22 protein-coding genes and 1 tRNA gene are annotated in these 24,585 nt (G+C 70.7%); 10 read left to right on the top strand and 13 right to left on the bottom strand.

Going from position 1 to position 24,585, the window contains the following annotated elements:
* Positions 1-93 precede the first annotated feature (93 nt).
* Positions 94-2,049 carry a molecular chaperone DnaK gene (gene dnaK / locus SFY69_05885; GenBank protein ID MDX2131562.1) on the bottom strand — a complete coding sequence of 652 codons (1,956 nt, stop codon included), beginning with the start codon at positions 2,047-2,049 and terminating at the stop codon, positions 94-96.
* Between the two features lie 161 nt (positions 2,050-2,210).
* On the bottom strand, positions 2,211-3,584 hold the full coding sequence (locus SFY69_05880) for an HD domain-containing phosphohydrolase (protein ID MDX2131561.1): 1,374 nt from the start codon (positions 3,582-3,584) through the stop codon (positions 2,211-2,213).
* Positions 3,585-3,796: 212 nt separating this feature from the next.
* Between SFY69_05880 and SFY69_05875 the strand changes: the two genes are divergently transcribed.
* Positions 3,797-5,188, top strand: coding sequence for a radical SAM protein (locus tag SFY69_05875; GenBank protein MDX2131560.1), 1,392 nt, complete (start codon positions 3,797-3,799; stop codon positions 5,186-5,188).
* 3 nt (positions 5,189-5,191) lie between these two features.
* Complete coding sequence (locus SFY69_05870) at positions 5,192-5,821, top strand: hypothetical protein (GenBank protein MDX2131559.1); 630 nt, start codon at positions 5,192-5,194, stop codon at positions 5,819-5,821.
* Here SFY69_05870 and SFY69_05865 read toward each other — a convergent pair.
* Positions 5,743-6,204 (bottom strand): DUF2256 and DUF3253 domain-containing protein, encoded by a 462-nt coding sequence (locus SFY69_05865; protein ID MDX2131558.1) that lies wholly within the window; start codon positions 6,202-6,204, stop codon positions 5,743-5,745. The genes SFY69_05870 and SFY69_05865 overlap by 79 nt on opposite strands.
* Positions 6,205-6,280: 76 nt before the next feature.
* Here SFY69_05865 and SFY69_05860 point away from each other — a divergent pair, with 76 nt between their 5' ends.
* Positions 6,281-7,678: an MFS transporter gene (locus SFY69_05860; protein MDX2131557.1), complete on the top strand. Its 1,398-nt coding sequence runs from the start codon at positions 6,281-6,283 to the stop codon at positions 7,676-7,678.
* Here SFY69_05860 and SFY69_05855 read toward each other — a convergent pair.
* The 3 genes from SFY69_05855 to SFY69_05845 all read right to left on the bottom strand — a co-directional run bounded on the left by SFY69_05855 (position 7,620) and on the right by SFY69_05845 (position 10,199).
* A complete protein-coding gene (locus SFY69_05855) occupies positions 7,620-8,699 on the bottom strand; it encodes a hypothetical protein (GenBank protein MDX2131556.1) in 1,080 nt (359 codons plus the stop codon). The genes SFY69_05860 and SFY69_05855 overlap by 59 nt on opposite strands.
* Before the next feature lie 4 nt (positions 8,700-8,703).
* Positions 8,704-9,021, bottom strand: a complete 318-nt coding sequence (locus SFY69_05850) for a GxxExxY protein (GenBank protein ID MDX2131555.1) — start codon at positions 9,019-9,021, stop codon at positions 8,704-8,706.
* A gap of 74 nt (positions 9,022-9,095) precedes the next feature.
* Positions 9,096-10,199 (bottom strand): SPFH domain-containing protein, encoded by a 1,104-nt coding sequence (locus tag SFY69_05845; protein MDX2131554.1) that lies wholly within the window; start codon positions 10,197-10,199, stop codon positions 9,096-9,098.
* 203 nt (positions 10,200-10,402) lie between these two features.
* Here SFY69_05845 and SFY69_05840 point away from each other — a divergent pair, with 203 nt between their 5' ends.
* On the top strand, positions 10,403-11,167 hold the full coding sequence (locus tag SFY69_05840; protein ID MDX2131553.1) for a hypothetical protein: 765 nt from the start codon (positions 10,403-10,405) through the stop codon (positions 11,165-11,167).
* Between the two features lie 78 nt (positions 11,168-11,245).
* Here the strand turns inward: SFY69_05840 and SFY69_05835 are convergent, their stop codons facing one another.
* Both SFY69_05835 and proB read right to left on the bottom strand, forming a co-directional pair.
* Positions 11,246-12,490, bottom strand: a complete 1,245-nt coding sequence (locus SFY69_05835) for a glutamate-5-semialdehyde dehydrogenase (GenBank protein MDX2131552.1) — start codon at positions 12,488-12,490, stop codon at positions 11,246-11,248.
* Positions 12,487-13,632 (bottom strand): glutamate 5-kinase, encoded by a 1,146-nt coding sequence (gene proB, locus SFY69_05830; GenBank protein MDX2131551.1) that lies wholly within the window; start codon positions 13,630-13,632, stop codon positions 12,487-12,489. The genes SFY69_05835 and proB overlap by 4 nt, the downstream gene beginning before the upstream one ends.
* 193 nt (positions 13,633-13,825) lie before the next feature.
* Between proB and SFY69_05825 the strand changes: the two genes are divergently transcribed.
* On the top strand, positions 13,826-15,217 hold the full coding sequence (locus tag SFY69_05825) for a hypothetical protein (GenBank protein MDX2131550.1): 1,392 nt from the start codon (positions 13,826-13,828) through the stop codon (positions 15,215-15,217).
* A gap of 9 nt (positions 15,218-15,226) precedes the next feature.
* Here the strand turns inward: SFY69_05825 and SFY69_05820 are convergent, their stop codons facing one another.
* Positions 15,227-16,309: a DMT family transporter gene (locus SFY69_05820; protein MDX2131549.1), complete on the bottom strand. Its 1,083-nt coding sequence runs from the start codon at positions 16,307-16,309 to the stop codon at positions 15,227-15,229.
* Between the two features lie 62 nt (positions 16,310-16,371).
* A tRNA-Ala gene (locus SFY69_05815) sits at positions 16,372-16,444 on the bottom strand.
* A gap of 128 nt (positions 16,445-16,572) precedes the next feature.
* Between SFY69_05815 and SFY69_05810 the strand changes: the two genes are divergently transcribed.
* A complete protein-coding gene (locus SFY69_05810; protein ID MDX2131548.1) occupies positions 16,573-17,571 on the top strand; it encodes a DUF6268 family outer membrane beta-barrel protein in 999 nt (332 codons plus the stop codon).
* A gap of 17 nt (positions 17,572-17,588) precedes the next feature.
* On the opposite strand, the gene SFY69_05805 is transcribed toward SFY69_05810, so the two are convergent.
* Positions 17,589-18,653 carry a peptidylprolyl isomerase gene (locus SFY69_05805; protein MDX2131547.1) on the bottom strand — a complete coding sequence of 355 codons (1,065 nt, stop codon included), beginning with the start codon at positions 18,651-18,653 and terminating at the stop codon, positions 17,589-17,591.
* An 88-nt stretch (positions 18,654-18,741) separates the two neighbouring features.
* Entirely contained in the window at positions 18,742-19,449 is a 708-nt protein-coding gene (locus tag SFY69_05800) for a DUF1559 domain-containing protein (protein MDX2131546.1), read from the bottom strand.
* Between the two features lie 426 nt (positions 19,450-19,875).
* Here SFY69_05800 and SFY69_05795 point away from each other — a divergent pair, with 426 nt between their 5' ends.
* Complete coding sequence (locus SFY69_05795) at positions 19,876-20,475, top strand: sigma-70 family RNA polymerase sigma factor (protein ID MDX2131545.1); 600 nt, start codon at positions 19,876-19,878, stop codon at positions 20,473-20,475.
* Positions 20,472-21,272 carry a hypothetical protein gene (locus tag SFY69_05790; GenBank protein ID MDX2131544.1) on the top strand — a complete coding sequence of 267 codons (801 nt, stop codon included), beginning with the start codon at positions 20,472-20,474 and terminating at the stop codon, positions 21,270-21,272. Before SFY69_05795 ends, SFY69_05790 begins: the two co-directional genes overlap by 4 nt.
* A gap of 18 nt (positions 21,273-21,290) precedes the next feature.
* On the opposite strand, the gene SFY69_05785 is transcribed toward SFY69_05790, so the two are convergent.
* Positions 21,291-23,006, bottom strand: coding sequence for a hypothetical protein (locus tag SFY69_05785; protein MDX2131543.1), 1,716 nt, complete (start codon positions 23,004-23,006; stop codon positions 21,291-21,293).
* Positions 23,007-23,192: 186 nt separating this feature from the next.
* On the opposite strand from SFY69_05785, the gene SFY69_05780 reads away from it, so the two are divergent.
* Together SFY69_05780 and SFY69_05775 are read left to right on the top strand one after the other, a co-directional pair.
* On the top strand, positions 23,193-23,570 hold the full coding sequence (locus tag SFY69_05780) for a hypothetical protein (protein ID MDX2131542.1): 378 nt from the start codon (positions 23,193-23,195) through the stop codon (positions 23,568-23,570).
* Between the two features lie 70 nt (positions 23,571-23,640).
* Positions 23,641-24,576, top strand: a complete 936-nt coding sequence (locus tag SFY69_05775) for a hypothetical protein (GenBank protein MDX2131541.1) — start codon at positions 23,641-23,643, stop codon at positions 24,574-24,576.
* Positions 24,577-24,585 lie beyond the last annotated feature (9 nt).

The following is a 24,585-nucleotide window of genomic DNA, read 5'->3' as shown; positions in this document are numbered from 1 at the left end:
CGACACCCGGTCCACGCCGACGCACGCACGCCCCCCCGAACGAAAAAGGCCCCCGATGCCGGGGGCCTTCGCACTGCGATCATGCCGCGCGGCTTACTTGTTGTTCTCGTCCTTCACCTTGAAGTCCGCGTCGATGACGTCGTCCTTGCCGCCCGCCGCGCCCCCCGCGCCGCCGCCGGACGGTGCCCCGCCCGACGCGCCGCCCGCGTTCTTCGCCGCCTCGGCCTCGTAGATCACCTTGCCCAGCTCCATGCTGGCGTTCTCGAGTTCCTTCACAGCGATGTCCAGCGCGTTCTTGTCGTCCCCCTTGATCTTGCTCTCGAGGTTCGACATCGCGCTCTCGATCTTCCCGCGCACCTCCTGCGACACCTTCCCGCCGTGCTCCTCCAGCGCCTTGCGCGTCTGGATCAGCATCGCGTCGGCCTTGTTCTTGGCGTCGATCATCTCCCGGCGCGCCTTGTCCTCCGCCGCGTGCGCCTCCGCGTCGCGCTTCATGCGGTCGATCTCGTCCTTCGACAGCCCGCCGCTGTTCGTGATCTTGATGTCCGCCTTCTTCCCGGTCCCCTTGTCGGTCGCGACGACCGTCAGGATCCCGTTGGCGTCGATCGCGAACTCCACCTCGATCTGCGGCAGGCCCCGCGGCGCGGGCGCGATGCCCTCGAGATCGAACTGCCCCAGCAGCCGGTTGTGCTGCGCGATCTCACGCTCGCCCTGGTACACCTTGATCGTCACGCTCGTCTGGTTGTCCGCCGCCGTCGAGAAGACCTCCTTCTTGCTCGTCGGCACCGTGGTGTTCCGCTCGATCAGCCGCGTCATGACCCCGCCCAGCGTCTCCACGCCCAGCGACAGGGGCGTCACGTCCAGCAGCAGGATGTCCTTGACGTCGCCCATCAGCACGCCGCCCTGGATGGCCGCCCCGATCGCGACCACCTCGTCCGGGTTCACGCTCTTGTTGGGCTCCTTGCCGAAGATCTCCTTCGCGATGGCCTGCGCCTTGGGCATGCGCGTGGAGCCGCCCACCAGCACCACCTCGTCGATCTTGTCGGTGCTCAGCTTCGCGTCCTTGAGCGCGTTCAGGCAGGGCTCCTTCAGCCGCTGGAACAGCGTGTCCGTCAGCGACTCGAACTTGCTCCGCGTCAGGCTCACCTGCAGGTGCTTGGGCCCGTTCTGGTCCGCCGTGATGAACGGCAGGTTGACCGTCGTCTCCTGCATCGTCGAGAGCTCGATCTTCGACTTCTCCGCCGCCTCCTTCAGGCGCTGCAGGGCCATCGCGTCCTTGCGGATGTCGATGCCCTCCTTCTTGCGGAACTCCTCCGCCAGGTAATCAATCACCACCTGGTCCCAGTCGTCGCCCCCCAGGTGCGTGTCGCCGTTGGTGCTCAGCACCTCGAACACCCCGTCACCGATGTCCAGGATCGACACGTCGAACGTGCCCCCGCCCAGGTCGAAGACCGCGATCTTCTGGTTCTTGCGCTTGTCAAGCCCGTACGCCAGCGCCGCCGCCGTCGGCTCGTTGATGATCCGCTCGACCTTCAGCCCCGCGATCTCGCCCGCGTCCTTCGTCGCCTGGCGCTGCGCGTCGTTGAAGTACGCCGGCACCGTGATCACCGCGCGCTCCACCTTCTCGCCCAGATAGTCCTCCGCCGTCTTCTTGAGATCCTGCAGGATGAACGCCGAAATCTGCTGCGGCGTGAACTCGCCCTGGTTCACCTTCACCTTCACAAACTCGTCCGCGCCACCCGTGAGCGCGTACGGCACCTTCGCCTCTTCGTTGCCCGCTTTCCCGTACCCCCCGGCCCCGCCCGACGACACCTCCGCGCGCCGACGACCCATGAACCGCTTGATCGAGAACACGGTGTTCCGCGGGTTCGTCACCTGCTGGTGCTTCGCCAGTTGCCCCACCAGACGCTCGCCCTTGTCCGTGAACCCCACCACCGACGGCGTGATCCGGTTGCCCGTGCTGTTCGTCAGAACCTTGGGCGAACCGCCCTCCATCACCGCCACGCACGAGTTCGTGGTGCCCAGGTCGATGCCGATGATCTTGGACATTGCGTGCCTTCCTTCCCGCCGCGGATGGTGCTGCGACCCGCGCGGCTGCTCCAGCGTAGTGCAATCCCGATGCCAGCGCCGTCCCGACGACGCGTCCGCCGCCCCGACGAAACCGCCCGGGCCGCAGCACCCCGCCCCCGTTCGACTGCCGATTTTGCAGCCTACGCCGCCAGCCGAGGGGCGCTCTCCGCCGCCGCCTGGGAATCCCGCAGCGAACGCTCGCAGATGCTCGCGAACTGCGCCTCCACCTTGTCGAACGCTTCCACCACCTTCGGGTCGAACTGCGTCCCGGCTCCCTCCCGGATGATCCGCGCCGCCTTCTCGTGCGGCATCGCCGCCTTATACACCCGCGCGGACGTCAACGCGTCGTACACGTCCGCCAGCGCCACGATCCGCGCCGCCAGCGGGATCTCCGTCCCCTTCAGCCCCGCCGGATACCCCGCCCCGTCCCACCGCTCGTGGTGCGAGTACGCCACCGACACCGCCATCTCGACCAGCGCATCCCGACCCAGCTTCCCGCGGATGGCGATCAGCGTGTCCGCGCCGATCACCGTGTGACGCTGCATCCGCGTCCGCTCCTCCGGCGTCAGCGCGCCGGGCTTCAGCAGCACCTCGTCGCAGATCCCCACCTTCCCGATGTCGTGCAGCGACGACGCCACCCGCAGGTCCTCCGCCCACGCGTCGTCGATCTCGGGGTACGACCCCCGCATCGCGCCTGCCAGGAGCGCGCAGTAGTCGGCGATCCGCTCCAGATGCCGCCCCGTGTCCGTGTCGCGACAGTCCGCCAGCTTCGCCAGCCCGAAGATCAGCGTGTTGCGCGCGTTGAGCGTCTCCCCGATCCGCACGTGCACTTCATGCTCCAGCCCGCGCCGCACCTCGTCCATCGCCCGGTCGTGCCGCCGCACCTGCCGGTACACCGCCACTCCCGTCAGCCCGAGCACGAACACGCCCGTCGCCAGCCCCAGCGTGCCCACCCCGCTCATCGCGGCCTGCGACACGCTCGCCAGCCCGCTCTCGGGCTGATGCACCAGCAGTCTCGCGTTCATCGCCGGAATGTGCTGCGCCGCCACGTAGTGCACGCCGTCGACCGAGAACCGCACCTGCCCGGGCACCGCGTACGGCTTGGACACCTCCGCCAACGCCACCGTCCGCCCGTTGCCCATCCGGAGCATCTCGGCCCCGAGATTCAGCTCCCGCAGCGACTGGTCCGTTCGGATCTCCGGATGGCACAGCACCCTGCCGTCCGGCCCGATCAGGCACGCGAACCCCCCCGCCGGCAGGTCGAGGTGCTCGATCATGTCCTGCACCTGCGACCACCGCTCCGACCCGTACTCGAGTTCGCCCTGTCCCAACCCCGCCATCGCCGCCGCGAGCGACTGGGCCGTCTCCACGTTCTTGTCGAGAATGGTCCGGGACAGCGCCCGGGATCCCTGCGCCCGCACGAATAGCACGGTGCCGGCCCACGCGATCCCCAGGATGGCCGCCTGCACGATGAGCGTCCCGGCGAGGGTTCGCCGCCACGTACCGCTCCTCACACCCGCCCCTTCCACGCGCGCCATGCGATGTGCTGGATCGACCCCCCGACCCCGGGCCCGCAGCGAATGCGGCAATCCGCCGCCCGGACGCGACGCCCGCAGCGCCCGCGCCGCCTGCGCCGCCCTGGCCCCACCGGCCCACCCCCCGCCGGCATGTATTTTCGAAGATTTCAGTTGTGGTTGAAAACTCGCCCCACGCCTACAGTCACCCGATGTCCGCCCTCGTCCCGCCGCCGTTCTCGAGCGCCGCACGCCCCGACCGCCGGTCGCGGTCCGATGCCCGCCTCGACCCCGTCCGCGACAAGGTCCTGCGGGGCGAGCGTCTCTCCCTCGCCGACGGCGACCTGCTCTACACCACGCCCGACCTGCACAGCGTGCTCGCGCTCGCCGACATCGTCCGGCGACGCCTGCACGGGACGAACGCGCATTACAACGTCAACCGCCACCTGAACTACTCGAACGTCTGTGCGCTCTCGTGCAAGTTCTGCGAGTTCTACCGCAAGAAGGACGACGCCGGCGCGTACACCCGCGACATGGACTACGTCCGCGCGGAAGCGCGCAAGGCGGTCGAGGCAGGCGCCACCGAGATCCACTCCGTCGGCGGGCTGCACCCGTACCTCCCGTTCTCGTACTACACCGACCTCATCTCCACCATCCGCGACGAGGCCGCCCGCCTCGGCAGCGACCTGCACGTCAAGGCCTTCACCGCCGTCGAGATCGTGCACCTGGCCAAGATCGCCAAGGTCTACAAGGGCGCCACCGACTTCAGCGACGCCGGGCGCCAGGCGCGCCTCGACGGCATCCGCTGGGTGCTCGAGCACCTGAAGCAGGCCGGGCTCGGCTCGCTGCCCGGCGGCGGGGCCGAGGTCTTCGACGACCGCGTCCACGACGAGGCGTACAAGGGCAAGATCCGCAGCGACGTCTGGCTCGACGTGCACCGCGTCGCGCACGAGATCGGCCTCAACACCAACGCCACCATTCTTTACGGGCACATCGAGAGCCGGCGCGAACGCCTCGTGCACATGGACATGCTCCGCACCGCCCAGGACGAAGCGCTCGGGCGACTACGAAAGTGGCAGAGTGGCACAGTGGCCGAGTGGCAGAGTGCGCCGGAATCAGAGCCCATCACGCTGACGAAGCCCGGCACGCCACTTCCCGAGAAGGTGGTCTTCGCCGCCCGGGATGCGCACCGCGCAACGCCGAATCCCGCTCCCGCGCCCGGCTACTTCCAGACCATCATCCCGCTGCCCTTCTTCCCCGATGGCTGCGATCTCGAGCACCTCCCCGGCCCCGGCGGGCTCGAGAACTACCGCACGCTCGCCATCGCCCGGCTGATGCTCGACAACTTCCCGCACGTCAAGGCATTCTGGATCATGCAGACCCTGCCGATGGCCCAGTTGATGCTCGAGAGCGGCGCCGACGACCTCGACGGCACCGTCGTGTGGTACGACATCACCCACGTCGGCGGCGCCTCCACGCACCAGGAAGTCGACGTCTGGGCGCTCCAGAAGGCCATCCGCGAGGCCGGCTTCATCCCGGTCGAGCGCGACACGCTCTACCGACGCGTGGTGCGCAACGCCGATCGCTGGCACGTGGAGGCCTGACCCGTGATCCTCGGCCGGGCGCCCGCGCCTCGTGCTTCCCCCCGCCTCGCGCGGAACGCGACCGCGCTGTGGCTGGTGCTCACCGCCGCCGCCGGGGCGGCCCTCGCGCTGGGCACGCTGCTCGGGCCTTCCGCCAACCTCATCTTCCTCGCGCTCCTCTTCTGCGGCACGTGCGGCGTGTGGATGTCCTTCGCCGGCAGGAGCGCCGATCACGAGGCCGGGTGGCTGCTCATGCTCGGCTGGGGCATCGTCGTGCAGATCGCCGGGCCCGTCGCCTTCATCGCCCCCGGGGCCTCGCTGCACGAGATCGCGATAGTTCCCGCCATGCTCACCGGCCCTGTGCTGTGGGTCGGCACCCGCTCGCGCCTCGTGCTCCTCGCCCCCGCCATCGGAGGCGCCGCCATCTACGCCCTGGGCGTGTGGGGCTTTCACCCGCTCACATGGGGCCTGGGCGTGTGGCTCGCGATCGTCTCGGCGGCGATGGGCGCCTGGGCCGCACGCGCCCGCGCGCACGAGCACCTCGTGCTCACGCGTGGGCGCTGCGGGTGTTGCCGCTACGACCTGCGCGATCTCGACAGCCCGCAATGCCCCGAATGCGGCTTCGCGCGCGGGTCGTTTCCCCCCGCCGCCTGAGCGAGCCCCACCGCGCGCACCAGCCGCACACGGATTGGGCCCCGGGACTTTGATGGGTCCACCACGCGCCCGCCCTGCGTGATCTCGACCTCGCGCTGCGCCTCCAGACGTCGGGCGGCCATGCGGGCCGGCTCCATCAGTTCGCGCCAGCCGTCGGGGCACACCGCACGGGCCGCCTCGCTCGGACAGATCGTCGCCCCCCTCGGACGCCCGCACAGCAGCATCCGGATCGCGTGCTCCAATCGCTCGTCCACGGACGGCGCGCCCCGCCTGCGACAGCGATCCGAGCAGTACCGCACGGATTCCCAGTCCCGCTCCCACTTCTTCCGCCACGAGAACTCGCGCCCGCACGACCGGCACACTTTGGTTGGCAGTTCGCCCACGCTCCCGGGTTCGCCCGGTTCACGCGACGGATTCTGCTCGCGGCGCCATCTCCTCTACGCTCCCGACGAGCACGGCATGCCCGACGACCCACCGCCCCACCCCGAGCGCCCCCCAGCGCGCCTCAGCCCCTACGCCGCGCTCGCCTCCACGAACTACCGCTTCTTCGCGGGCGGGTTCCTCCTCTCCTCGTGCGGCCTGCAGATGCACGCCACCGCCCTGGGCTGGGAGATCTACGAGCTCACGCACGATCCCTTCTACCTCGGCCTCGCTGGCCTCGCCCGCGCGCTGCCCGTCATCCTGCTCGCACTGCCCGCCGGGCACATCATCGATCACCTGTCCCGCCGGCGCGTCCTCGTCGCCACGCAGGCCGCCATGGGCGTTGCGATCGCCATCCTCGCCTTCGCCTCCGGCACCATCGAGGACAAGTCGCTCCGCCTCTGGACGATCTACGCGATGCTCGTCCTGGTGGGCGCGGCCCGATCGTTCAACGGGCCTTCCCGCGCCAGCCTGCTGCCCCTCATCGTCCGCCCGACGGACTTCTCCAACGCCGTCACCTGGAACAGCGGGATCTTCCAGTTGTCCGCCACCGTCGGGCCCGTCCTCGCCGGGCTGATGCTCGCGCGCGCGGGCGAGGCGTGGCCCGTCTACGCCTGCTCCGCCGCGGGCTGCTTTCTCTTCGCCGTCTTCGCCTCGAACATCCGCCCAATCGGCGACGACGCCTCGCCCGGACGGTTCTCGCTCCGCTCCATGACCGCCGGCGCCGGGCACGTCTGGCGCGAGAAGACGATCCTGGGCACCATCACCCTGGACCTTTTCGCCGTCCTGCTCGGCGGGGCCACCGCCCTCATGCCCGTCTACGCCAAGGACATCCTCCGCGTCGGGCCCGAGGGCCTGGGAATGCTCCGGGCCGCCCCGTACGTCGGCGCGTTCGTCATGGCGCTCGTCCTCGCGCACCGCCCGCCCTTCACCAAGTCCGGACGCGCGCTCTTTCTCTCCGTCGCCGGCTTCGGCGCATGCACCATCCTCTTCGGGTTCTGCGGCGAGTTCCCCAAAGTGCTCGCCTTCCCCGTCGCCCTGGGCGCCCTCGCCGTCGCCGGCGCCCTCGACAACATCTCCGTGGTCATCCGCCACATCCTCGTGCAGGTGCGCACGCCGAACCACCTGCGCGGGCGCGTCTCCTCGGTCAACTCCGTCTTCATCGAGAGCAGCAACGAGATCGGCGCCTTCGAGAGCGGGCTGGTCGCCAAGTTTTTCGGGCCCGTCGTCTCGGTCGTCAGCGGGGGCATCGGCACGCTCGTGGTCGTCGGCGCCATCGCCGCCGCCTTCCCCGCGCTCCGACGCCTGGGCCGCCTCGAGCTGGGCGCGCCGCACGACCCCGCGCCCGGCGAGGCCCCCGTCGCCCCGGCACCGCCGCCTACCGCGAGCCCAGCACAAAGAACGCGATCGCGCCCAGGATCAGCAGCCCCGCGATGATCGCCAGCGCGATCTTCCACGCCGAGTACGGGCGGTCGCCCTGCACCTCGCCCGTCCGCGCGTTCACCAGGAACCGGTACACCTTGCCCTTGTACCGATAGGCCGACACCCACACCGGCAGCAGCACGTACTTGAACGTCGTTTCGCGGTGCGTCGTGTGCTTCCACGAGATCCGCTGCGAATCGCCCCCGATGTCCGCGCGGATCGTCCCGTCGATCGCCGGCTCCATCAGGCGCAGCGCCAGCCCCCACCCGCTCTTCAGGTCGATCGTGTAGCACTCCGCGCGGAACCCCGCCAGGTACTCGTCCGCGTACGGCTTCACCGCCTTCGTGTCCCACGGCTCCAGCGAGTGCGTCAGTCGCTCCGGCAGCGAGCGGCTCGCCAGCACCAGCAGGTCGTCGAAGTGGTTCCGCACCCGCCCGCTCGCCGACGTCCAGCGCATCCGCCGCTCCGTCCGCCGGTTGTTCCCGCTCCCCACCGTCACGTAGTACGCGTCCCCCCGCTGCCCGCGGTACTCCGTCGTCGCCTTCGTATCAAACGTCCAGCACGGGAGGTACACCCCGCTCAACTGCTCGTCGATCAGGCTCTGCCGCTTGAGCGCGTTGGGCGCGAACCACCGCGACGAGATCCACGTGCGGAACGCGCCGACCGCCGCCTCCCGCGCCACCCCGAACGGGAGCACCCCCATCGGGCGCACCCGCGACTGGCTCTCCATCTGCGACACGATGTTCGAGCCGCAGAACGCGCACGACAGGCTCGTCGTCGTCCCCGCGACGCTCGTCTCGGCCCCGCACCCCTGGCACCGCAGCACGCGCACGTCCTCGTGCGCCGCCGCCTCCTCCAGCGACGCCAGCGTCGCGAAGAAGTCCTCCTCCGCCACCACCGCGCCTTCGTCCGGGATCTCGTTCTCCGCCTCGCAGTACGGGCACCGCAGGCTCGACGTCCCCGGCGCGAACTCCACCTTCGCCCCGCACTGGCGGCACGGGAACGCTCGCAACGAGTTTGTGGCGGCTTCGCTCAAGTGTTCACCACGCAGTGCCACGGGTGCCAGAGGACGACACATGCAGACCACGAGAGCACACGGCGTGTGATCCCATCGCCTTGAGTTCCACAATCACGGACTCATCCACAATCAGATCGACTCGGTAGCCGCGATCGAGCCGCTGGTGCTTGTACGGTACCGGGAGCGCCACCCGCCGGCAGACCCGGAGGCGTTTGCCCGCGAGCTCCCAGGCAAGGCACGCCTCGTACGAGGACTCCAGCAGCCCCGGGCCCAGAACGTGATGCACCTCGATCGCACACGCGAGAATGTCACCCGTGATGTCCTCGTGTACAAGCGCCACGCCCCGTCGCCCCCCCACCCGGCCCGCACCGTCGTACCTCCGTGCCCTCGGTGGCTCTCCGTGGTGTGCATCCCTCACGGCAGCGGCGGGGGCATCGTCGCGAACAACGCCGCCAGATCCGGCACCTCGCCCGCCTTCATCCACGACGCCATCCCCTGCTTCCACACCAGCGTCTCGCGCGTCAGCCGCCCGTCCTTCGCCATCGCCGTCAGCGCGCCGGTGTCGAACGGGCCCTGCTGCTGGTTGTTGATGCCCACCAAGAACGCCACGGGCGTCGGCAAGGGCGGCGGCGCCGCCGCGATCTGCTGCGGGCCCGCCTGCGCCGCCCCGCCCGCGACCTGCCCCATCTGCCCGGCGAGCACCTGCCCGACGCCCAGGCCCAGGATCGTCCCCGCCGCGCCCGGGTTCTTCGCCGCGTCGCGCAGCGCGTCCGCCGCCTGGAACTTCGCGTACTGGTTCACGTCCCCGATCACGCTCATGCTCGAGCGCTTGTCGAGCGCCTGCTCCACCTCCGGCGGCAGGCTGATGTTCTCGATCAGCATCGTCGACAGCTCGACCCCCAGCGTGTCGAACTCCGGCTGCATCACCCCCGCGATCCGCCCGCCCAGCGTCCGGAAGTTCCCCGCCAGGTCGAGCATCGGGATCTTCGCCTGCCCCAGCGCGTCGCCGAAGTGGCTCACGATCAGGTTCCGCAACTGCCCGGTGATCTCCTCCGTCGTGAACCGGTTGTCCGTCCCCACCACGTTGCGGATGAACGTGCCCGCGTCCTTCACGCGGATCGCGTACGTGCCGAACGCCCGCAGACGCACCGGCCCGAACTCCGGGTCGCGCACCATCACGGGGTTCATCGTCCCCCACTTCATGTCCGTGAACAGACGCGTCGAGACAAAGTACACCTCGGCCTTGAACGGGCTCTCGAAGCCGTACTTCCACCCCAGCAGCGTCGCCAGGATCGGCACGTTCTTCGTGTCCAGCGTGTACGTCCCCGGGCCCAGCACGTCCGCGATCTTCCCCTCGTTCACGAAGACCGCCTGCTGCCCCTCCCGGACGATCAGCTTCGCCCCGTTCTTGATCTCGTTCTGAAACCGCTCGAACCGGTAGCAGAGCGTGTTATTGGAATCGTCGAGAAACTCGACGATGTCAATCAGTTCCTTCTTCAGCCGATCCCAGATGCTCATGGCGGCCCTCCGGTTGCGCAACCGAGACTCTTCCGGAACCAGTTTACGCGGTTTCAGGACCTCGCACGACCCGCCGACCCCGCGCCGCCCGCGCCCGCGCGCACTCACCCGCGCGCCCGCGGCAACATCCGCCGCCGAACGTCGTTGTGCTGCTGGCCACCCTTCGCGTGGAATCGCACAGTGTCCGACCGGAGCCCTCACCCATGAACCACTCGATCATCCGCCTCACCATCGCCGGCATGCTCGCCTGCGCCGGCCTCGCCTCGGCCCAGGAAAGCACGCCCCCCGCCCAGTCGTCCGAGAAGACCTCGACCACCACAAGCACCTACACCAAGGACGGCAACACCGTCACCAAGACCTCCACCACCGTCCTGCCCAACGGCACGACCGCCTCGAGCGTCACCAGCGTCGTCAGGGACGGCGACACCACCGTTCGCAGCACGACGACCACCGGGCCCAACGGGAAGTCCGCCACCAGTTCCGCCACGCGCGTCAAGGATGGCGACACGCTCACGCGCGAGGCATCGCGCACGGGCTTCAATGGCAAGACCTCCTCCGCCAGCGGCTCGTGGACGAAGTCCGGCTCCACCGTCACCGGTCAGAACGTCGTCACCGGCCCCAACGGCAAGAGCACCACCATCAACTCGTCGTCCTCCCGCTCCGGCAACAGCCGCACCACCGATCGCAAGTTCACCTTCCCCAACGGCACGCAGGGGTCCGCCTCCACCCAGGTTGTCAAGAGCGAGGGAGCCGTCACCAAGTCCACCACCGCCGTCGGCCCCAACGGCGAACAGGCGTCGCGCTCCGCCGTCTTCACCAGGTCCGAATCGGGCGGCGTGCAGCGCGAGGTCCGCGCCAGCGGGCCGCGGGGCGGCGAGGCCTCATCCTCGACCTCCTGGAAGCGCGACGGCAACACCGTCACCAGCCAGATCTCGCGTTCGGGCTCCAAGGGCAAACCCCGCAAGTAAGACGCACGCCCCCGCGGGCGGGCGAACGGCCCGCACGCGGCCCGCGATCCCCGCCCCACGCGTCCGGTGAGCCCGCGCTCACCGCACCTGTCCGTCGCCCTCCACGATCCACCGCTGCGCAGTGAGTTCCTCGAGCCCCATCGGCCCGTACGCGTGGATGCGCGACGTGCTGATGCCGATCTCGGCCCCCAGGCCCAACTCGAACCCGTCGTTGAACCGCGTGCTCGCGTTCACCAGCACGCACGACGATCGCACCCGCGACGTGAACCACGCCGACACACGCTCGTCGCGCGTGATGACCGCCTCGGTGTGATCGCTCCCGTGCGTGCGGATGTGCTCGATCGCATCGTCCACGTCCGCGACGACGCGCACGCTCAGCACCAGGCCCAGGTGCTCGCGCCCGAAGTCCTCGGGCCCCGCCGCGACGCACCCCGGCGCGAGCGCGCACGTCCGCGCACACCCCCGCACCTCCACGCCCGCCGCCATCATCGCGCTCGCCAGGCGCGGCACGAACGCGGGCGCGACGCCCTCGTGCACCAGCACGCACTCCGCCGCGTTGCACGTCGCGGGCGCACTCGTCTTCGCGTTCAGGCACACGCGCTCGGCCATCTCGAGGTCCGCCGCACCGTCCACGTACACGTGGCACACGCCCCGCGCGTGCGCCAGCACGGGCACGCGCGCCGCCCGACGGACGAACTCGATCAGCTCGGGGCCCCCGCGCGGGATCGCAACATCGACCAGCCCCTCCAGCGACACCAGCTCGCCGACGTCTTCGCGCGTCGCACGCGCGAGCACGGCGCACGCGTCGTGCGGCAGGCCGTAGCCGTCCAGCACCGCGTGGATGAACTTCATCAGCGCCGTGTTCGATTCCCCCGCCTCGCGACCGCCCTTCAGGATGCAGGCGTTCGCGCTCTTGAAGCACAGCGCGAACGCGTCGAGCGTGACCAGCGGGCGAGACTCGTAGATGAACGCCACCACGCCCAGGGGCGTGCGCTCGCGCCGCACGCGCAGCCCGTTCGCCAGCGTGCGCCGCTCGGTCACGCGCCCCACGGGGTCGGGCATGTCCGCGACCCGCCGCAGCCCCTCCGCGCACCGCGCGATCGCCTCGGGCGTGAGCGCAAGACGCGCCAGCTTGGCCTCGGCCACGCCCGCGGCACGCGCCTCGAGCACGTCCTTGCCGTTCATCATGCAGATCAGCGGCGCCGCGGCCTCGACGCACTCGGCCACGCCCCGCAACACGCCCGACCGCGTCGCGTCGTCGAGCGTGGGCAGCCACGCCGACGCCGCTTTCGCCCGCTCCGCCGCGTCACGGATCGCGCTCATGTCGTCCCCTTCTTGCCCCGTACGAGCACCAGATCGTCGCGATGGACGATCTCCTCGCGATAGCAGTACCCGAGCACCGACTCGATCTGATCGCTCCGCACGCCGACGAGCCGGCGCGCATCGTCCGACGAGTACGCGCTCAACCCGCGCGCGATCAACTCGCCGCCCTGCGTGCGGATCGCCACCGCCGCCCCCGCCTCGAACACGCCCTCCACCCCCCGCACGCCGATCGGCAGGATGCTCGCGTGCCGATCGACCACCGCGTCGCGGCATCCGTCGTCCACCACGAGCGTGCCCCGCACCCGCGTGGCCCGCCCGAGCCAGCGGTCGCGGGCCCGGCGGGCCAGCCCGCTGGGCACGAACGCCGTCCCGATCGCCTCGCCCGCGAGCAGGCGCGTGAGCACGTCCGGCAGCGCGCCGGGCGCGATGACCACGCGCGCGCCGCACTCGGTGGCGATCTCCGCCGCGTCCAGCTTCGTCCCCATGCCGCCGGTGCCCACCCCGGACGTCCCCGTCTGCACGTGCGCCCGGGCCGCCGCGATGTCGTCCACCGTCGCGATCACCCGCGCCGGATCGCCCTGCACGCACAACCCCGGCGCGACCGAGAGCATGACGAGCGCGTCCGCCCCCACCAGCGCCGCCACCAGCGCCGCGAGGCGGTCGTTGTCCCCCACCTTGATCTCCTCGAAACTCACCGAGTCGTTCTCGTTGATGATCGGAACCACCCGCGCGTCGAGCAGCACGTCCAGCGTCCGGCGCGCGTTCAGGTGGCGCTCGCGATGGTCCAGGTCGTCCGCCGTCAGCAGCACCTGCGCGCTCCGCACCGCGTGCGTGCCGAGCGCATCATCCCACGCCCGCATGAGCAGCGGCTGCCCGACCGCCGCCGCCGCCTGCTTGCGAATGATGCTCCGGGGCATGGCGTCCAGCCCCAGCGCGCGAAACCCGCTCGCGACCGCGCCGGACGACACGACGACGACATCGCGCCCGCTCCGCGCCGCGAGCGCCAACTGGGCCGCCAGCGCCGCGACACGGGCCGTGTCGAGCACCCCTCCCGGCGCGATGACGGCGCTGCCGACCTTGACCACCACACGCCGCGCCTCGGCAAGCCCCGCCGCGCCGCTCCCGGGTTCCATGTTGGTCATACCCGTACACATTCCGACTGTGATCTCCGGCCGAACCCGAGAAAATCCCTCGACACGCGACCGAAGTCAACGGTATTCTGTCCCGCGTACGGGGATCGAGAGAGACGAGCCCCCACGCCATTCACGGACTCCGCGCCCCGAGTGCGCGGGGTTGGGTCATCGCGCGGCCGACGCCGCGGAGGGAGAGACGATCATGCGCACGTTTGTTCTCAGCACCGTTGCCGCCTGCGGGCTCGCGTCGTCGGCCCACGCCGGCATCGCCAGCGCCATCTTCGCCGAGACCGGGCCCAAGGCCGTCGCGCCGGGCATGGGCGGGCTCACGTTCACCGCCTTCGACCGCCCGTACCGCTCGGCGAACGGGCAGCACTGGATCATCACCGCGACGGTCAACACCGGCAACACCGCGACGGACGAACTGGTGATCACCGGCATGGGCGCCGCGGGCACCACGCGCGCGCAGGAGGGCGTCTCCACCCTCGGCGGCAACGTCATCCGTTCCGGGTCCATCGACACGCTCTGCTCGGTCAACGACTCGGGCGACTACGCGTTCACGGCGAACAACGGCCCGACCACCAGCACCCTCAACGACGTGATCGTCAAGGGCGTCGGCTCCGCCCTGGCCATCGCCCCCAACGCCGCCAGCAACCTCGCCCCGCCCGGGCTGGGCGGGCCGAACAACGGCACGAGCCTCACCAGCGCGAACATCGACAACGCCGGCCGCACGTCGTGGCGCACCGCCGGCATCCCCGGCGCCGCCACCGGCCAGAGCCGCGCCCTGCTCCGCCAGGACGGCACCGTCCTCGACGGACGCTCGGGCGTCACCATCCCGGGCGGTCTGCTCGCCGGGACCGAGAGCACGGTGAACGACTGGGACACCCAGGGCTACTCCGTCGCCGCGAACGGCACCAACTGGCTCGTCTACGGCGACACCAACTTCGCCACCACCACCCAGGACAACTTCCTCGCGGTGAACGGCACGGCCGTGGTGCAGGAGGGCGTCACCAGCATCGCCGGCGGCACCGCGTCGCTCATCAACGAGGCGTACATGCAGGGCGACGGTACCTGGTGGGCCCGCGGGTCCAACACCACGGGCACCGGCTCGGGCGACTGGGTCATCTTCGGCGACGCGACCGGCTCCTACGCGGTGCGCGCCATGACCGATGCGCCCATCGTTCCGGGGGCCACCGAACTCTGGGACGACACGCTCTTTGGCCAGACCTTCTTCATGGCCGCGTCGAACGACGCCGGCGACAGCGTCGTCGGCGGGGTCACCAACAACGCCGACGAAGGCCGCAACGCCGTGCTCGTCTGGCAGGGCGCCGACGGCTCCGCCTGGGCGTTCCTCCGCGAGGGCGACGCCATCGATCTCGACGGCAACGGCCTGCTCGACGACAACGCCTTCATCTCCATCTTCAACAACGACGACTGCTTCCTCGCCGGCGACACGTTCTACTTCACCGGCGACATCGTCGACGGCGCGGGCGTCGGGCTTGGCCAGGCGTTCATGTCCGTCACCGTCCCCACGCCGGGCGCCCTCGCCCTGCTGGGCCTGGGCGGGCTGTTCGCCGCCCGTCGGCGTCGCTGATCTTCTGTTTCAGGACTGACCGTCACGGGTCCCGGGCACGCGCCCGGGACCTGTTTCATTTTGCACGGCGGCCGCGCCGGCCCCCGCCGGCGGGCGCGCCGCCAATCGGTGCTGCGCCACCAGCACCACCCCGGCGCCGCTGAGCGCCAGCAGCCCGGTCACCCACTGCAAGGGCGTGAGCGCCTCGGCGAAGATCGCCCACGACGCCAGCGAAACCGTCACCGGCTGCAGCTGCACCACCGCCGTCGACACCGCCAGCCCCAGGCGCTTGATCGACAGGAAGTAGAACGTGTGCCCCAGCCCGATCCCCACGATCGCGCTCAGCACGAGCAGCCAGAACTTCCCGGGCCCCAGCGACAGCGCCGACAGCCCCGCGTCCCACGCGCCGGTCTTGAGATCGTGCCCGAAGGCGAGCATCAGCGCGACGAGCGCGACGCCGGTGAGCTGGTTCACCGCCGCGAACGCCACCAGCGGGCCGATGCCCATCATGGTGCGCCGCACGCTGAGCGCATAGCACGCGTAGAACAGCCCGGCGCCGATCGCCATCGCCACGCCGACGCCCGACCCGCCCCCCAGCCCGCCCGGCTCCAGCGCCACCGTCGCCAGCGTGCCCCCCAGCACCATCGCAATGCCGATGAGAAACCAGCGCGAGCGGATCACCCGGCGCTCGGCCGGAAACAGCAGCGCCGCACCCGTGAACAGGAACACGATCTGCAGGCGCATGCTGAACGTCATCAGCCCCGGCTCGACGTAGTACGGCGCCAGCCCGAACAGCACCTGCCCGGGCACGTTCCAGATGCTCGGCATCATCGCCGCGCGCCACAGGCCCTTCGGCAGCGTTCCCCGCCGCCACCCCAGCAGCAGCACCGGAAGCCACAGCAGCGCCGACACCCCGTACCGCCACCCGTTGGCGGTCCACGCGTCGACGTCCTTCGTCAGAAACCGCAGGAACAGCGGGATGCTTGTCCACCCGGCCAGCGTCGAGACGATCGTGACGACGCCCAGCAGCCTTCCCGACGGCGGCGGGGCTCCCGCGTCGGCTTGCGTGTGGGCGTCCGGGTGCGGCCCGGTGTGCGAACGTCCGTCAGACATCCATGCCGACCCTCACGCGGGCGCGCTCCGTGCCCGCCGGCCTTCCGGTGGGGGTGGTGAAGTGGAGCGGAGGAGAGTCGAACTCCCGACCCCATGCTTGCAAAGCATGTGCTCTACCAACTGAGCTACCGCCCCGTGCGTCCGGGAGGTCCCGGGACGCGAAGAGCGTAGGAACCCCAGCGCCGCGCACGCGCGGCCGCCGTAGACTCGGGGCCTATCGCCGCGTGCCGGTGCTCGCGCGCCGCCCGGCCTGGAGGACACCCATGCTTCGTCGTGCCGCCGCGCTCGTGTTCCTCGCCGCACTCCCACCGGCGGCCCTCGCGCAGCTCGGGCCGCCCGTTCCTGAACAGCCCGCCGACACCGGCGGCGCCCCCGCCCGCGCCTCCGACGCCCGCGCGTCCGACGACCCGGCCCCGCAGGACGCCTCCCCGCGCCCCGACATCCAGGCCACCCTTAAGCTCGACGTCGAGCACGACTTCTCCGCCGACTTCGACGAGGCCCCGGGCAGCGTCGACGTCACACGCCTCCGCGCCGACATGGAGGTCGCGATCCCGCTCGAGGGCGGACGCGCGTTCACGATCTCGCTCACGAACGAGTACTCCGCGTACTCGTTCGACGACGCCACGGGCTTCGTCTCGGGCGTCAGCGAGCCCTGGGACGACGTGCTCGACCACCAGATCGCGCTGGGGTATCGCACGCGCCTGGGCGAACGCTGGGGCCTGTTCGTCGGCGGGAGCGCCCAGGCGTCGTACGAGATCGGCGCCACCTTCGGCGATTCGCTCACCTACGCCGTCCGCGGCGGGCTGTCGTACGCCGTCAACGAACGCACCCGCGTCGGGCTCGGCGTCGCGGTCGTGTCGCGCCTCGAGGACAGCGCGTTCGTCATCCCGTTCCCCATCATCGAGTGGCAGTTCGCCGATCGCTGGACCCTGCGCACCACCGGGGCCTCGCGCGGCGCGCTGCTGTCACTCGCGTTCCAGGCCACCGACAACCTTGAACTCTCCCTGGGCGCGGGCATCCGCGGGCGCGAGTTCCGCCTCGAGGACGACGGCCCCGTGCCCGACGGCGTCGGCAGCGAGCTGGGCGTGCCCGTGCTCGTCGCCGCCCGCTGGAACATCACGCCGCAGATCACCCTCGTCGCCGAGGCCGGCGCGTTCGTCTACCGCAACTACACCCTCGACGACGCCAACGGCAACGAACTCGCCGACATCGACACCGACATCGCGCCCGCCGCCCGCGTCGGCGTGTCGTTCAACTTCTGATCGCGTCCGCGCCCGATTCACCGCGCCTCGGGCGCGTCCGCGGGGCGCTCCGCCCACGCCGGCAGCCGCCCGATCGGCGGCGCGTCGATCAGCCGCGCGCCCCGCAGCACCGGCGGGTCGATCGGCCGATCGCCCTTCACGGGCGTCGCCGCCAGCGCCAGGATCGTGTCCGCTCCCCACACCGCCCGCCCGAACGCCGTGTACTGCCCGTCCAGCCTCGCCGTGCCCGCGCGGCTCAGGCACACGAACACCTGCGACCCGTTCGTGTTCGGGTCCGCGTCACGCGCCATCGACAGCACCCCGAACTCGTGACGCAGCCCCGACGCCTCCAGGTCGATCGCGTACCCGGGCGTCCCCGAGCCCTCGCCCGTCGGATCGCCCACCTGCACGACGAACGGCTCGCCCGTCCGCGTCCGCGGCACCACGCGATGAAAGACCACGTCGGTGTAGAACCCGCCCTCCACCAGGCGCATGAAGTTCTGCACCGTGTTCGGCGCTTCGTCGGGACGCAGCCGGAACTCGATCGTTCCCAGCGATGTCTCGAACACCACGTGCCGATCCACCCACGCGCACACGCCCGTGAACGCCGGCGGGTCGGGCGTGTACACGATCTCCCCCGCCCGCGGCTCGAACGTCTCGCGCCCCGTCACCGGGTCCACGTAGTACGCCTTCCCATCCGCGCGGCTGTACAGCATCGCGCGCCTCGGGCTGCGCATCGGCGCCACCACCACCGACGACCCCACCGGCACGTCCCCCACCACCAACTGCGCATACCGCACCGGCGCGCCCGGGTCGCCCCAGATCGACGGGAACAGCACCGCCAGGTTCACCGGGCCCGCCTCCACCGCGCTGCGCACCGGCGCGGGCCGCTCCACCACGTCCGCCGGATCGCGGTGCACGCTCCGCGCATCGTGCAGCTCGACGTACGCCTCAGACCCCGCCAGCCCCTCGGGGATGTGCACCTGCATGGGGATCGGCCGCCCAACGCCGTAGTACGTGCGATCCGGCGTGAGCTGCGCACGGACGCACGCCGACGCGACGCACACGCACGCGATCGACCCGAGCACCTTGGCCAGTCTCATGCGCCGATGATACCTGCCGGCGGCGTGCGATGGTCGCACGTGCGAAGGCCAGATCGGTCATCGCCCATCGACGCAGTTCCCCGGCGGCTCATCCCGGGCCGGTGGCAGACACCCGGTCAAAGCGCGTCCAGGCCTGGTCGACCGCGCGCGGCGCCTCGGGATCGTTCTTGTCCTCGGGCAGATCTTCCGCGAGCGCCCGGTTCGAGTCGTTGAACCAGTGCACCGTCAGATCGGCGCGGAAGAAGTTGACGCCCACCCGGTGGTTGTAGTCGGTCCGCACGCGCATCCCGTCCGCGATCAGCGCGGAACGGGCGGGATCGATCATGAACAACTTGGTCGTCATCTGCGAGCCCGAAGACGGCCGCGCCGGCCCGCCACCCCGGTAGTGGTAGTTGCAGACGATCTCGCCGATCCCCTCGTTCCAGAGGTTCGCGTACTCGGAATACGGGCTGTCGCCGAAGTGCGACGGGCAGTAGAACACCTTGGGCGCGCTCACATACCCCGTCTGGAACAGCACGCCCAGCCCGTCCCACGGGGCCGCCGGATCCTCGCTCGTCGGGAGGCGCACCGTCACCATCTCGTGCGGACGGTCCGACCCGCGCTGGCGCGGATCATCACTGATGAAGACGCTCGGAGGCAGGTACCCGCGGAAGTCGTCGGCGTACATCAGCACGCCCAGGCCGATCTGGCGGATGTTCGACTGGCACACCACCCGGCGCGCTGTCTCGTTCACCTTGGCGAACGACGGGAGCAGGATGCTGATCAGGACGGCGATCACCGCCATGGAAACGAGCACGTCCAGAAGACTGAAGCCGGCGCGCATCCGCCCCGGTCCGCTCCTCAGGAGTTTCTCGCGCGAGCCACGGACTGTGGTCGTCGCATTCATATCTTCCTACACCCCTAGCCTGATCCTTAAACGATATCGGCCGGCGGTCGGGCACGCAAGGGTTTTCTCGTCGCTTCGCCCCAGCAGTTTCAGGTGGTATCACCGGATTTTGCGTTTGTGTTCCGGACGGGTAGAACTCGGGTCGTCTTCGTACAGAAGTACAGATCGCCGATTGCGCTGGCGTACGGGTGCCGGTGAAAGTACACTCACCGCGAAGCATCCCTTGGCCGCGTCACGACGTATAGACGCCCGGCGCGGCCTGAGTGTTCGGACCGCGTCGGTCCGTCGCCGGCGCTTCCGGAGCGCTGGAGTCTCGGCGGGATCGGGAGTTGGTAGATGGAGGCACGCCAAGGTCAGCCCGGAGATGGCGAGAGCCCGGAGCACGCCGGCGCAGACACTGTGCTGATGCGCGCTGTCGCCTCGAACGACGAGGCCGCCATCGCCGAGCTCTACGACCGCTTCGGCTCCCTCGTCTTTCGCATGGCCATTCAGGCCCTGCCGAGCCGCATGGAAGCCGAAGACGCCGTGCAGGAGGTCTTTGTTCGGCTCTGGCGCACCGCGGGCCGGTACGACGAGTCCCGATCGGCGCTCGTGACGTGGGTGATGCTCATCGCCCGCAGGCACCTGGTCGACAAGCTCCGTCGCTCGCGGGCCCGGGTCCGGGCGACCAGCCTCGACCAGCCGCAGATTCCCGCGGCGGAAGCGACGAAATCTCCGAGCAAAATCGATCAGGACGAGCGTCTGCAGAGCCTGATGAAGCGTATCGACGCGCTCCCCGAACTGCAGCGGACGGTCGTCACAAGGGCATACCTGGGCGGGCAGACGCTGCGGCAGATCGGGGAAGAACTCAACACACCGCTCGGGACGATCAAGTCCGCCCTGAGCAGAGCACTAGTCCGGTTGCGGGAACGGTCGGGGGAGGAGTTCGCGGCATGAACATTCAGGAACTGCTCGAAAACGCCCACCTCGATGCGCTCGGCCTCCTCGACCCCGAGGAGCGGGCCGCGTTCGACTTGGCGTTCCTTCGGGCGCCCGAGGGCGTGAAAGCGCACGTCCGGGCCGAGCAGGCTCGCGTGGCGGTCTCGCCCGCGCTGCTGGCCGACGCGTCGCCCCCGCCCGCGCTGCGCGAGAAGGTGCTCGCCGGCGTCCGGGCCGCCATGCTCGAGGCCGAGGTCCGCGCGGTCGAGGACGAGCCGCTGGTCTCGCGCCGGCGCGTCGCGCCCTGGTGGCGTCCGACGGCGATCGGCATGCTGACCGCCGCCGCCCTTCTGGGCGCCGCGTTCGTGAGCGTCTACTTTGAGAACGCGAAGCTCCGCCAGGAGGTCGCGAGCAGCGCGGTGATGAACGATCTCATGGGCATGCGCCTGGGCGCGGGCGTGCTCGACGACACCCTCTTCTCCCCCGACACCCGGCGCATCGTCTTCGAGGCCACCGACCAGGCCCGCACCGCCGAGTTCCCCGGTCGGGCGGCGGTGTACGTCAACCCCCGCTGGGAGGACGCCCGGTTCTTCTGCGCGGACCTGCCGACCGCGCCCGGCGCGTCGTACCGCCTGGTCACGCTCACCGCCGACAACCGCATCGCCGGCGAAGTCGCCGAACTCCCCGCCGAGAAGGCGATCACCACGCGCGGGCTGGGCGAACTGGCGTCGGGCACGCGCCTGGCGATCATCCGCGTTGGCGAGGGCGGGGTCTTCGACGCCGCCGCCGACATCTTGCTCATCGCCACCGTCTGAGCCCGCCTGGCGGGCGCGTCAGCGCGGGTTCACCCAGTGGGCCTCGTCGAGGACCGACGCCAGCGTCGAGTCGTGCTCGAAGCTCGACTTCGCGTGCGCCAGCTTCTTCCACACCAGCAGGCCCAGCACAAGGCTGAACAGCGTCCCGCCCGCCATCATCCCGCCCGCGACCACGGTGCGCGAGTGGTCCACGGGGCTGTCGTCGGCCTTCGCCGGCATCGGGATGATCGTGGAGCCCCCGTCGATCCGGCGCTGCTGCGCACCGTTCGCGTAGCTCGCGAGCGACGCCGAGAACGCCTCGAGGATCCGGCGCGTCCGGTCCTGCCCTTCGCCCCGCAGCGTCACCTTGATCTCGTCGTCCACCATGCTGTCGGCGTGCACGGACGTCGTGATGAGCCCCGACACCGCCGCCGGCGTTCCCAGCGCCGAGAGCCCCTGGCGCACGAACCGGTCCGACGCCGCGTGGTGGAACATCGGGTCGTTCAGCATGTCGTAGTGGAAGCGGCGCCACTCCTCCAGTTCGGCCTCGTTCAGCTCGCGCCCGCGTCCGTCGGCCTTCAGCGTCACCTCCGCGACGTACTGCCCGGGCGACACCTCGCGCGCCAGCGCCCAGCTCAGCCCCGCGAGGATCGACAGCGCCGCCACCGAGCACAGCGTCACCACGCCCGCGCGGGTGCGGGCCCGCGCCTTGGCGACCCGCTTCTCGCCCTCGATGATGCGCTGGCGAGCCGCCGCCAGCTCCGCCCGCTGCTGCAGCAGTTGATCGACCTGCTCCATCCGCTTGGAGATCGCCTCGCTGGCCTTGCGCACCTTCTGCAACTGGCGGCGGACCGCGAGGCGGTAGTTGTGCAGACGCCGCCGGCGCGTCTCGAGGAACGTGTCGTTCCGCGCGGGCATCCGCTCCATCGCCTGCTGCGCGAGCAGCGCCTCGCTCTGCACCTGCTTGAACCGGGCCGTCAGCTCCGCCAGTCGCTTCTCCAGGTCCGCGTTCGCGCTCTTGAGCGACGACACCTGCGTCTCGACCTCCGACGCGCGTCGTGCGGCGTCCTCCGCCCGCACCGACTCGCCCTTGTTGCGCCCCTGCGCGAGCGCCAACTGACGCATCAGGTCCTCGTTCGTCGCCCGCTCCTGCTCCAGTTCTGCGCGCAGTTCCGCGGCTTCCTGCCCGAGGTCGCCCGCCCGGCGCAGGTTCTGCTGCGCGGCGCTGAGCGAGGCGTCCAGCTCCGTCCGAAGCCGCGCAACCTCGCCCTCCCGCTCCGCCAGGCGCTTGCGCGACTCGGCGAGCACCTTCTCCTGATGCCCGAGTCGCGCCGCCAGGGCCGAGAGCTCGCCCGCGCGTTCCTCGAGGTCGGCCCGGGCCTTGTCGCTCGCTTCCGTCGCGCGCGCCCGCTCCTCCTCGTGCTCGCGCAGCGCCCGCTCGAGCGCCTCGCGGCGCTCCTCGTGCTCCCGGCGCGCCTGCGCGAACTCGGCCTGCTGCTCGCGCAGCCGCTCGTCCTGCGCGCGCAGCTGCGCGTCGCGCTCGGCCACCGCCTTGTGCTTCGCCACCAGTTCGACCTGCAGCGCCTCGCGCTGGCGATGCAGTTCCTTCAGGCTCTCTAGCCCGGTCTGGAAGTCGGCCAGCACGCGCATGATGTCGCCCTGCGCCGCCGCTTCTTGCAGGTTGCGCGGCTCGAAGGCCGGTGCATTCCCGTGCTCGTTCACATGGTCCAGGTTGTCGTCGGTCGGGCTCGTCATGTCTCTCGGCTCCGATAACGCGACTGCGGGCGCGCGCCCCCGGGAGGGTCGTTCGGGAGCATCGGCCCGGTTCCCGCCCGGCTGAACTCGGACCACACCGCGCAGCGAACAATCCGCGCGGCCTACCGTATAAATCACGTAGACGCGTCCATTCCCCGGTACCCACCGCAGCAGGAGACCCCGATCATGAAGTGCGCTTGCAGCACCGGCCTCGCCAGCACCGCCGCCGTCGTTCTCGGATTGGGCGCCCTGGGCTTCGGCGGGTACAACCTCGCCACCACCGGCTGCGTCCTGGGCAACTGCTCCACCGACGCCGCGGTCACCGCCGTCGCCGCCCCGGCCGAGTCCGGCTGCGCCCTGTGCGACGATCACGGGGACTCGGTCTCCACGGTCGCGAACACCGCCGCGCACGGCTCGTGCTCCGCCGACAAGGCCGCCTCCTGCGGCGACCACGAGAAGGCCGGCTGCGATAGCGAGAAGTCCGGCTGCGACTCGCACGAGGGCGAGATGCAGGACACCGTCGACGCCACCGTCGCCGAGGCCCCGGCCAAGCAGCCCGCCTGATCGGCCGCCCGCAACCAACACCAGACGCGCGCCTCGCCGCATGGTCCGCGCGCGGGCTATCACTTCGGGCATGACGCGCCTGGATCTCCGCTGCGATCCGCTCCGACTCGAGGTTGACCCCGCGCTCGGCGGCGCCGTCACCGGACTGTGGCTCTGCCCCGACGGCGCCCGCCCCACGCCGCTGCTCCGCCCTACCCCCGGTTTCGCATCGCACTTCGACAACACCGCCTGCTACCTGCTCGCCCCGTGGGTGAACCGTCTGCCCGGCGGCGTGCTGGACTGGCGGGGCGAACGCCACGTGCTCCGCGCCAACTGGCCCGACCCCAGCGCGATCCACGGCGACGTGCACTCGCGCCCCTGGCGCATCCTCGACCGCTCGCCCGTGTCGGCTCACCTGGGGATCGAGGCCCGCGACGCGAGCGCGCGCAACTGGCCCTGGGCGTACGGGGCGCGCGTGCGCTACGAGCTCGGGCCCGACTTCCTCGAATGCGCGCTCGAGGTGCGCAACCTCGACACGCGCCCGATGCCCGCGGGGCTGGGCTTTCACCCGTACTTCCAGCGTGCGCTCTGGCACGCCAGCGAGTGCCCCCGCGTCACGCTCGCGTGCACCGGGCGGTACCCGCTGCGGGCGTGCATCCCCACCGGCCCGGCACGCGACGACGAACTCTGCCGCGCCCTGCGCGCGGGGGCTCTGATCGACGACCTCGTCGCGCGTGCGGACGGGCTCGACGACGTCTTTGCCGGGTTCGACGGGAAGGCCGAGATCCTCTGGCCCGCGAGCGGCGTGCGCGCGTCGTTCGCCTGCTCGGACGCGTTCGGGCACGCGGTGATCTACGCGCCCCGCCACAGCGCAGGCCCATCAACCTTTTTCACGCTGGAGCCGGTTTCGACCACGACCAACGCGGCGGCTCTGGAAGCGGCAGGCGTCCCGGGCACCGGCCTGCGCACCCTCGCGCCGGGCGAAGCCCTCCGCGCGACATGGCGCCTGACGATCGCCCGCGTCTAGCACGCCCCG

The sequence above is a fragment of the Planctomycetota bacterium genome (genome assembly GCA_033763975.1).
Classification (GTDB): Bacteria; Planctomycetota; Phycisphaerae; order Phycisphaerales; family UBA1924; genus RI-211.
Note: the sequence above shows the minus strand (reverse complement) of the source record. Positions and strands in the feature narration are given on the sequence as shown.

Excerpts from the sequence above, each read along its gene's own strand:
- SFY69_05840 (MDX2131553.1), top strand. The coding sequence starts at position 10,403 with ATGAACCACTCGATCATCCGCCTCACCATCGCCGGCATGCTCGCCTGC.
- SFY69_05875 (MDX2131560.1), top strand. The coding sequence starts at position 3,797 with ATGTCCGCCCTCGTCCCGCCGCCGTTCTCGAGCGCCGCACGCCCCGAC.
- SFY69_05825 (MDX2131550.1), top strand. The coding sequence starts at position 13,826 with ATGCGCACGTTTGTTCTCAGCACCGTTGCCGCCTGCGGGCTCGCGTCG.
- SFY69_05805 (MDX2131547.1), bottom strand. The coding sequence starts at position 18,653 with ATGAGACTGGCCAAGGTGCTCGGGTCGATCGCGTGCGTGTGCGTCGCG.
- dnaK (MDX2131562.1), bottom strand. The coding sequence starts at position 2,049 with ATGTCCAAGATCATCGGCATCGACCTGGGCACCACGAACTCGTGCGTG.
- SFY69_05845 (MDX2131554.1), bottom strand. The coding sequence starts at position 10,199 with ATGAGCATCTGGGATCGGCTGAAGAAGGAACTGATTGACATCGTCGAG.
- SFY69_05785 (MDX2131543.1), bottom strand. The coding sequence starts at position 23,006 with ATGACGAGCCCGACCGACGACAACCTGGACCATGTGAACGAGCACGGG.
- SFY69_05775 (MDX2131541.1), top strand. The coding sequence starts at position 23,641 with ATGACGCGCCTGGATCTCCGCTGCGATCCGCTCCGACTCGAGGTTGAC.
- SFY69_05780 (MDX2131542.1), top strand. The coding sequence starts at position 23,193 with ATGAAGTGCGCTTGCAGCACCGGCCTCGCCAGCACCGCCGCCGTCGTT.
- SFY69_05810 (MDX2131548.1), top strand. The coding sequence starts at position 16,573 with ATGCTTCGTCGTGCCGCCGCGCTCGTGTTCCTCGCCGCACTCCCACCG.
- proB (MDX2131551.1), bottom strand. The coding sequence starts at position 13,632 with ATGACCAACATGGAACCCGGGAGCGGCGCGGCGGGGCTTGCCGAGGCG.
- SFY69_05820 (MDX2131549.1), bottom strand. The coding sequence starts at position 16,309 with ATGTCTGACGGACGTTCGCACACCGGGCCGCACCCGGACGCCCACACG.
- SFY69_05835 (MDX2131552.1), bottom strand. The coding sequence starts at position 12,490 with ATGAGCGCGATCCGTGACGCGGCGGAGCGGGCGAAAGCGGCGTCGGCG.
- SFY69_05860 (MDX2131557.1), top strand. The coding sequence starts at position 6,281 with ATGCCCGACGACCCACCGCCCCACCCCGAGCGCCCCCCAGCGCGCCTC.
- SFY69_05790 (MDX2131544.1), top strand. The coding sequence starts at position 20,472 with ATGAACATTCAGGAACTGCTCGAAAACGCCCACCTCGATGCGCTCGGC.
- SFY69_05795 (MDX2131545.1), top strand. The coding sequence starts at position 19,876 with ATGGAGGCACGCCAAGGTCAGCCCGGAGATGGCGAGAGCCCGGAGCAC.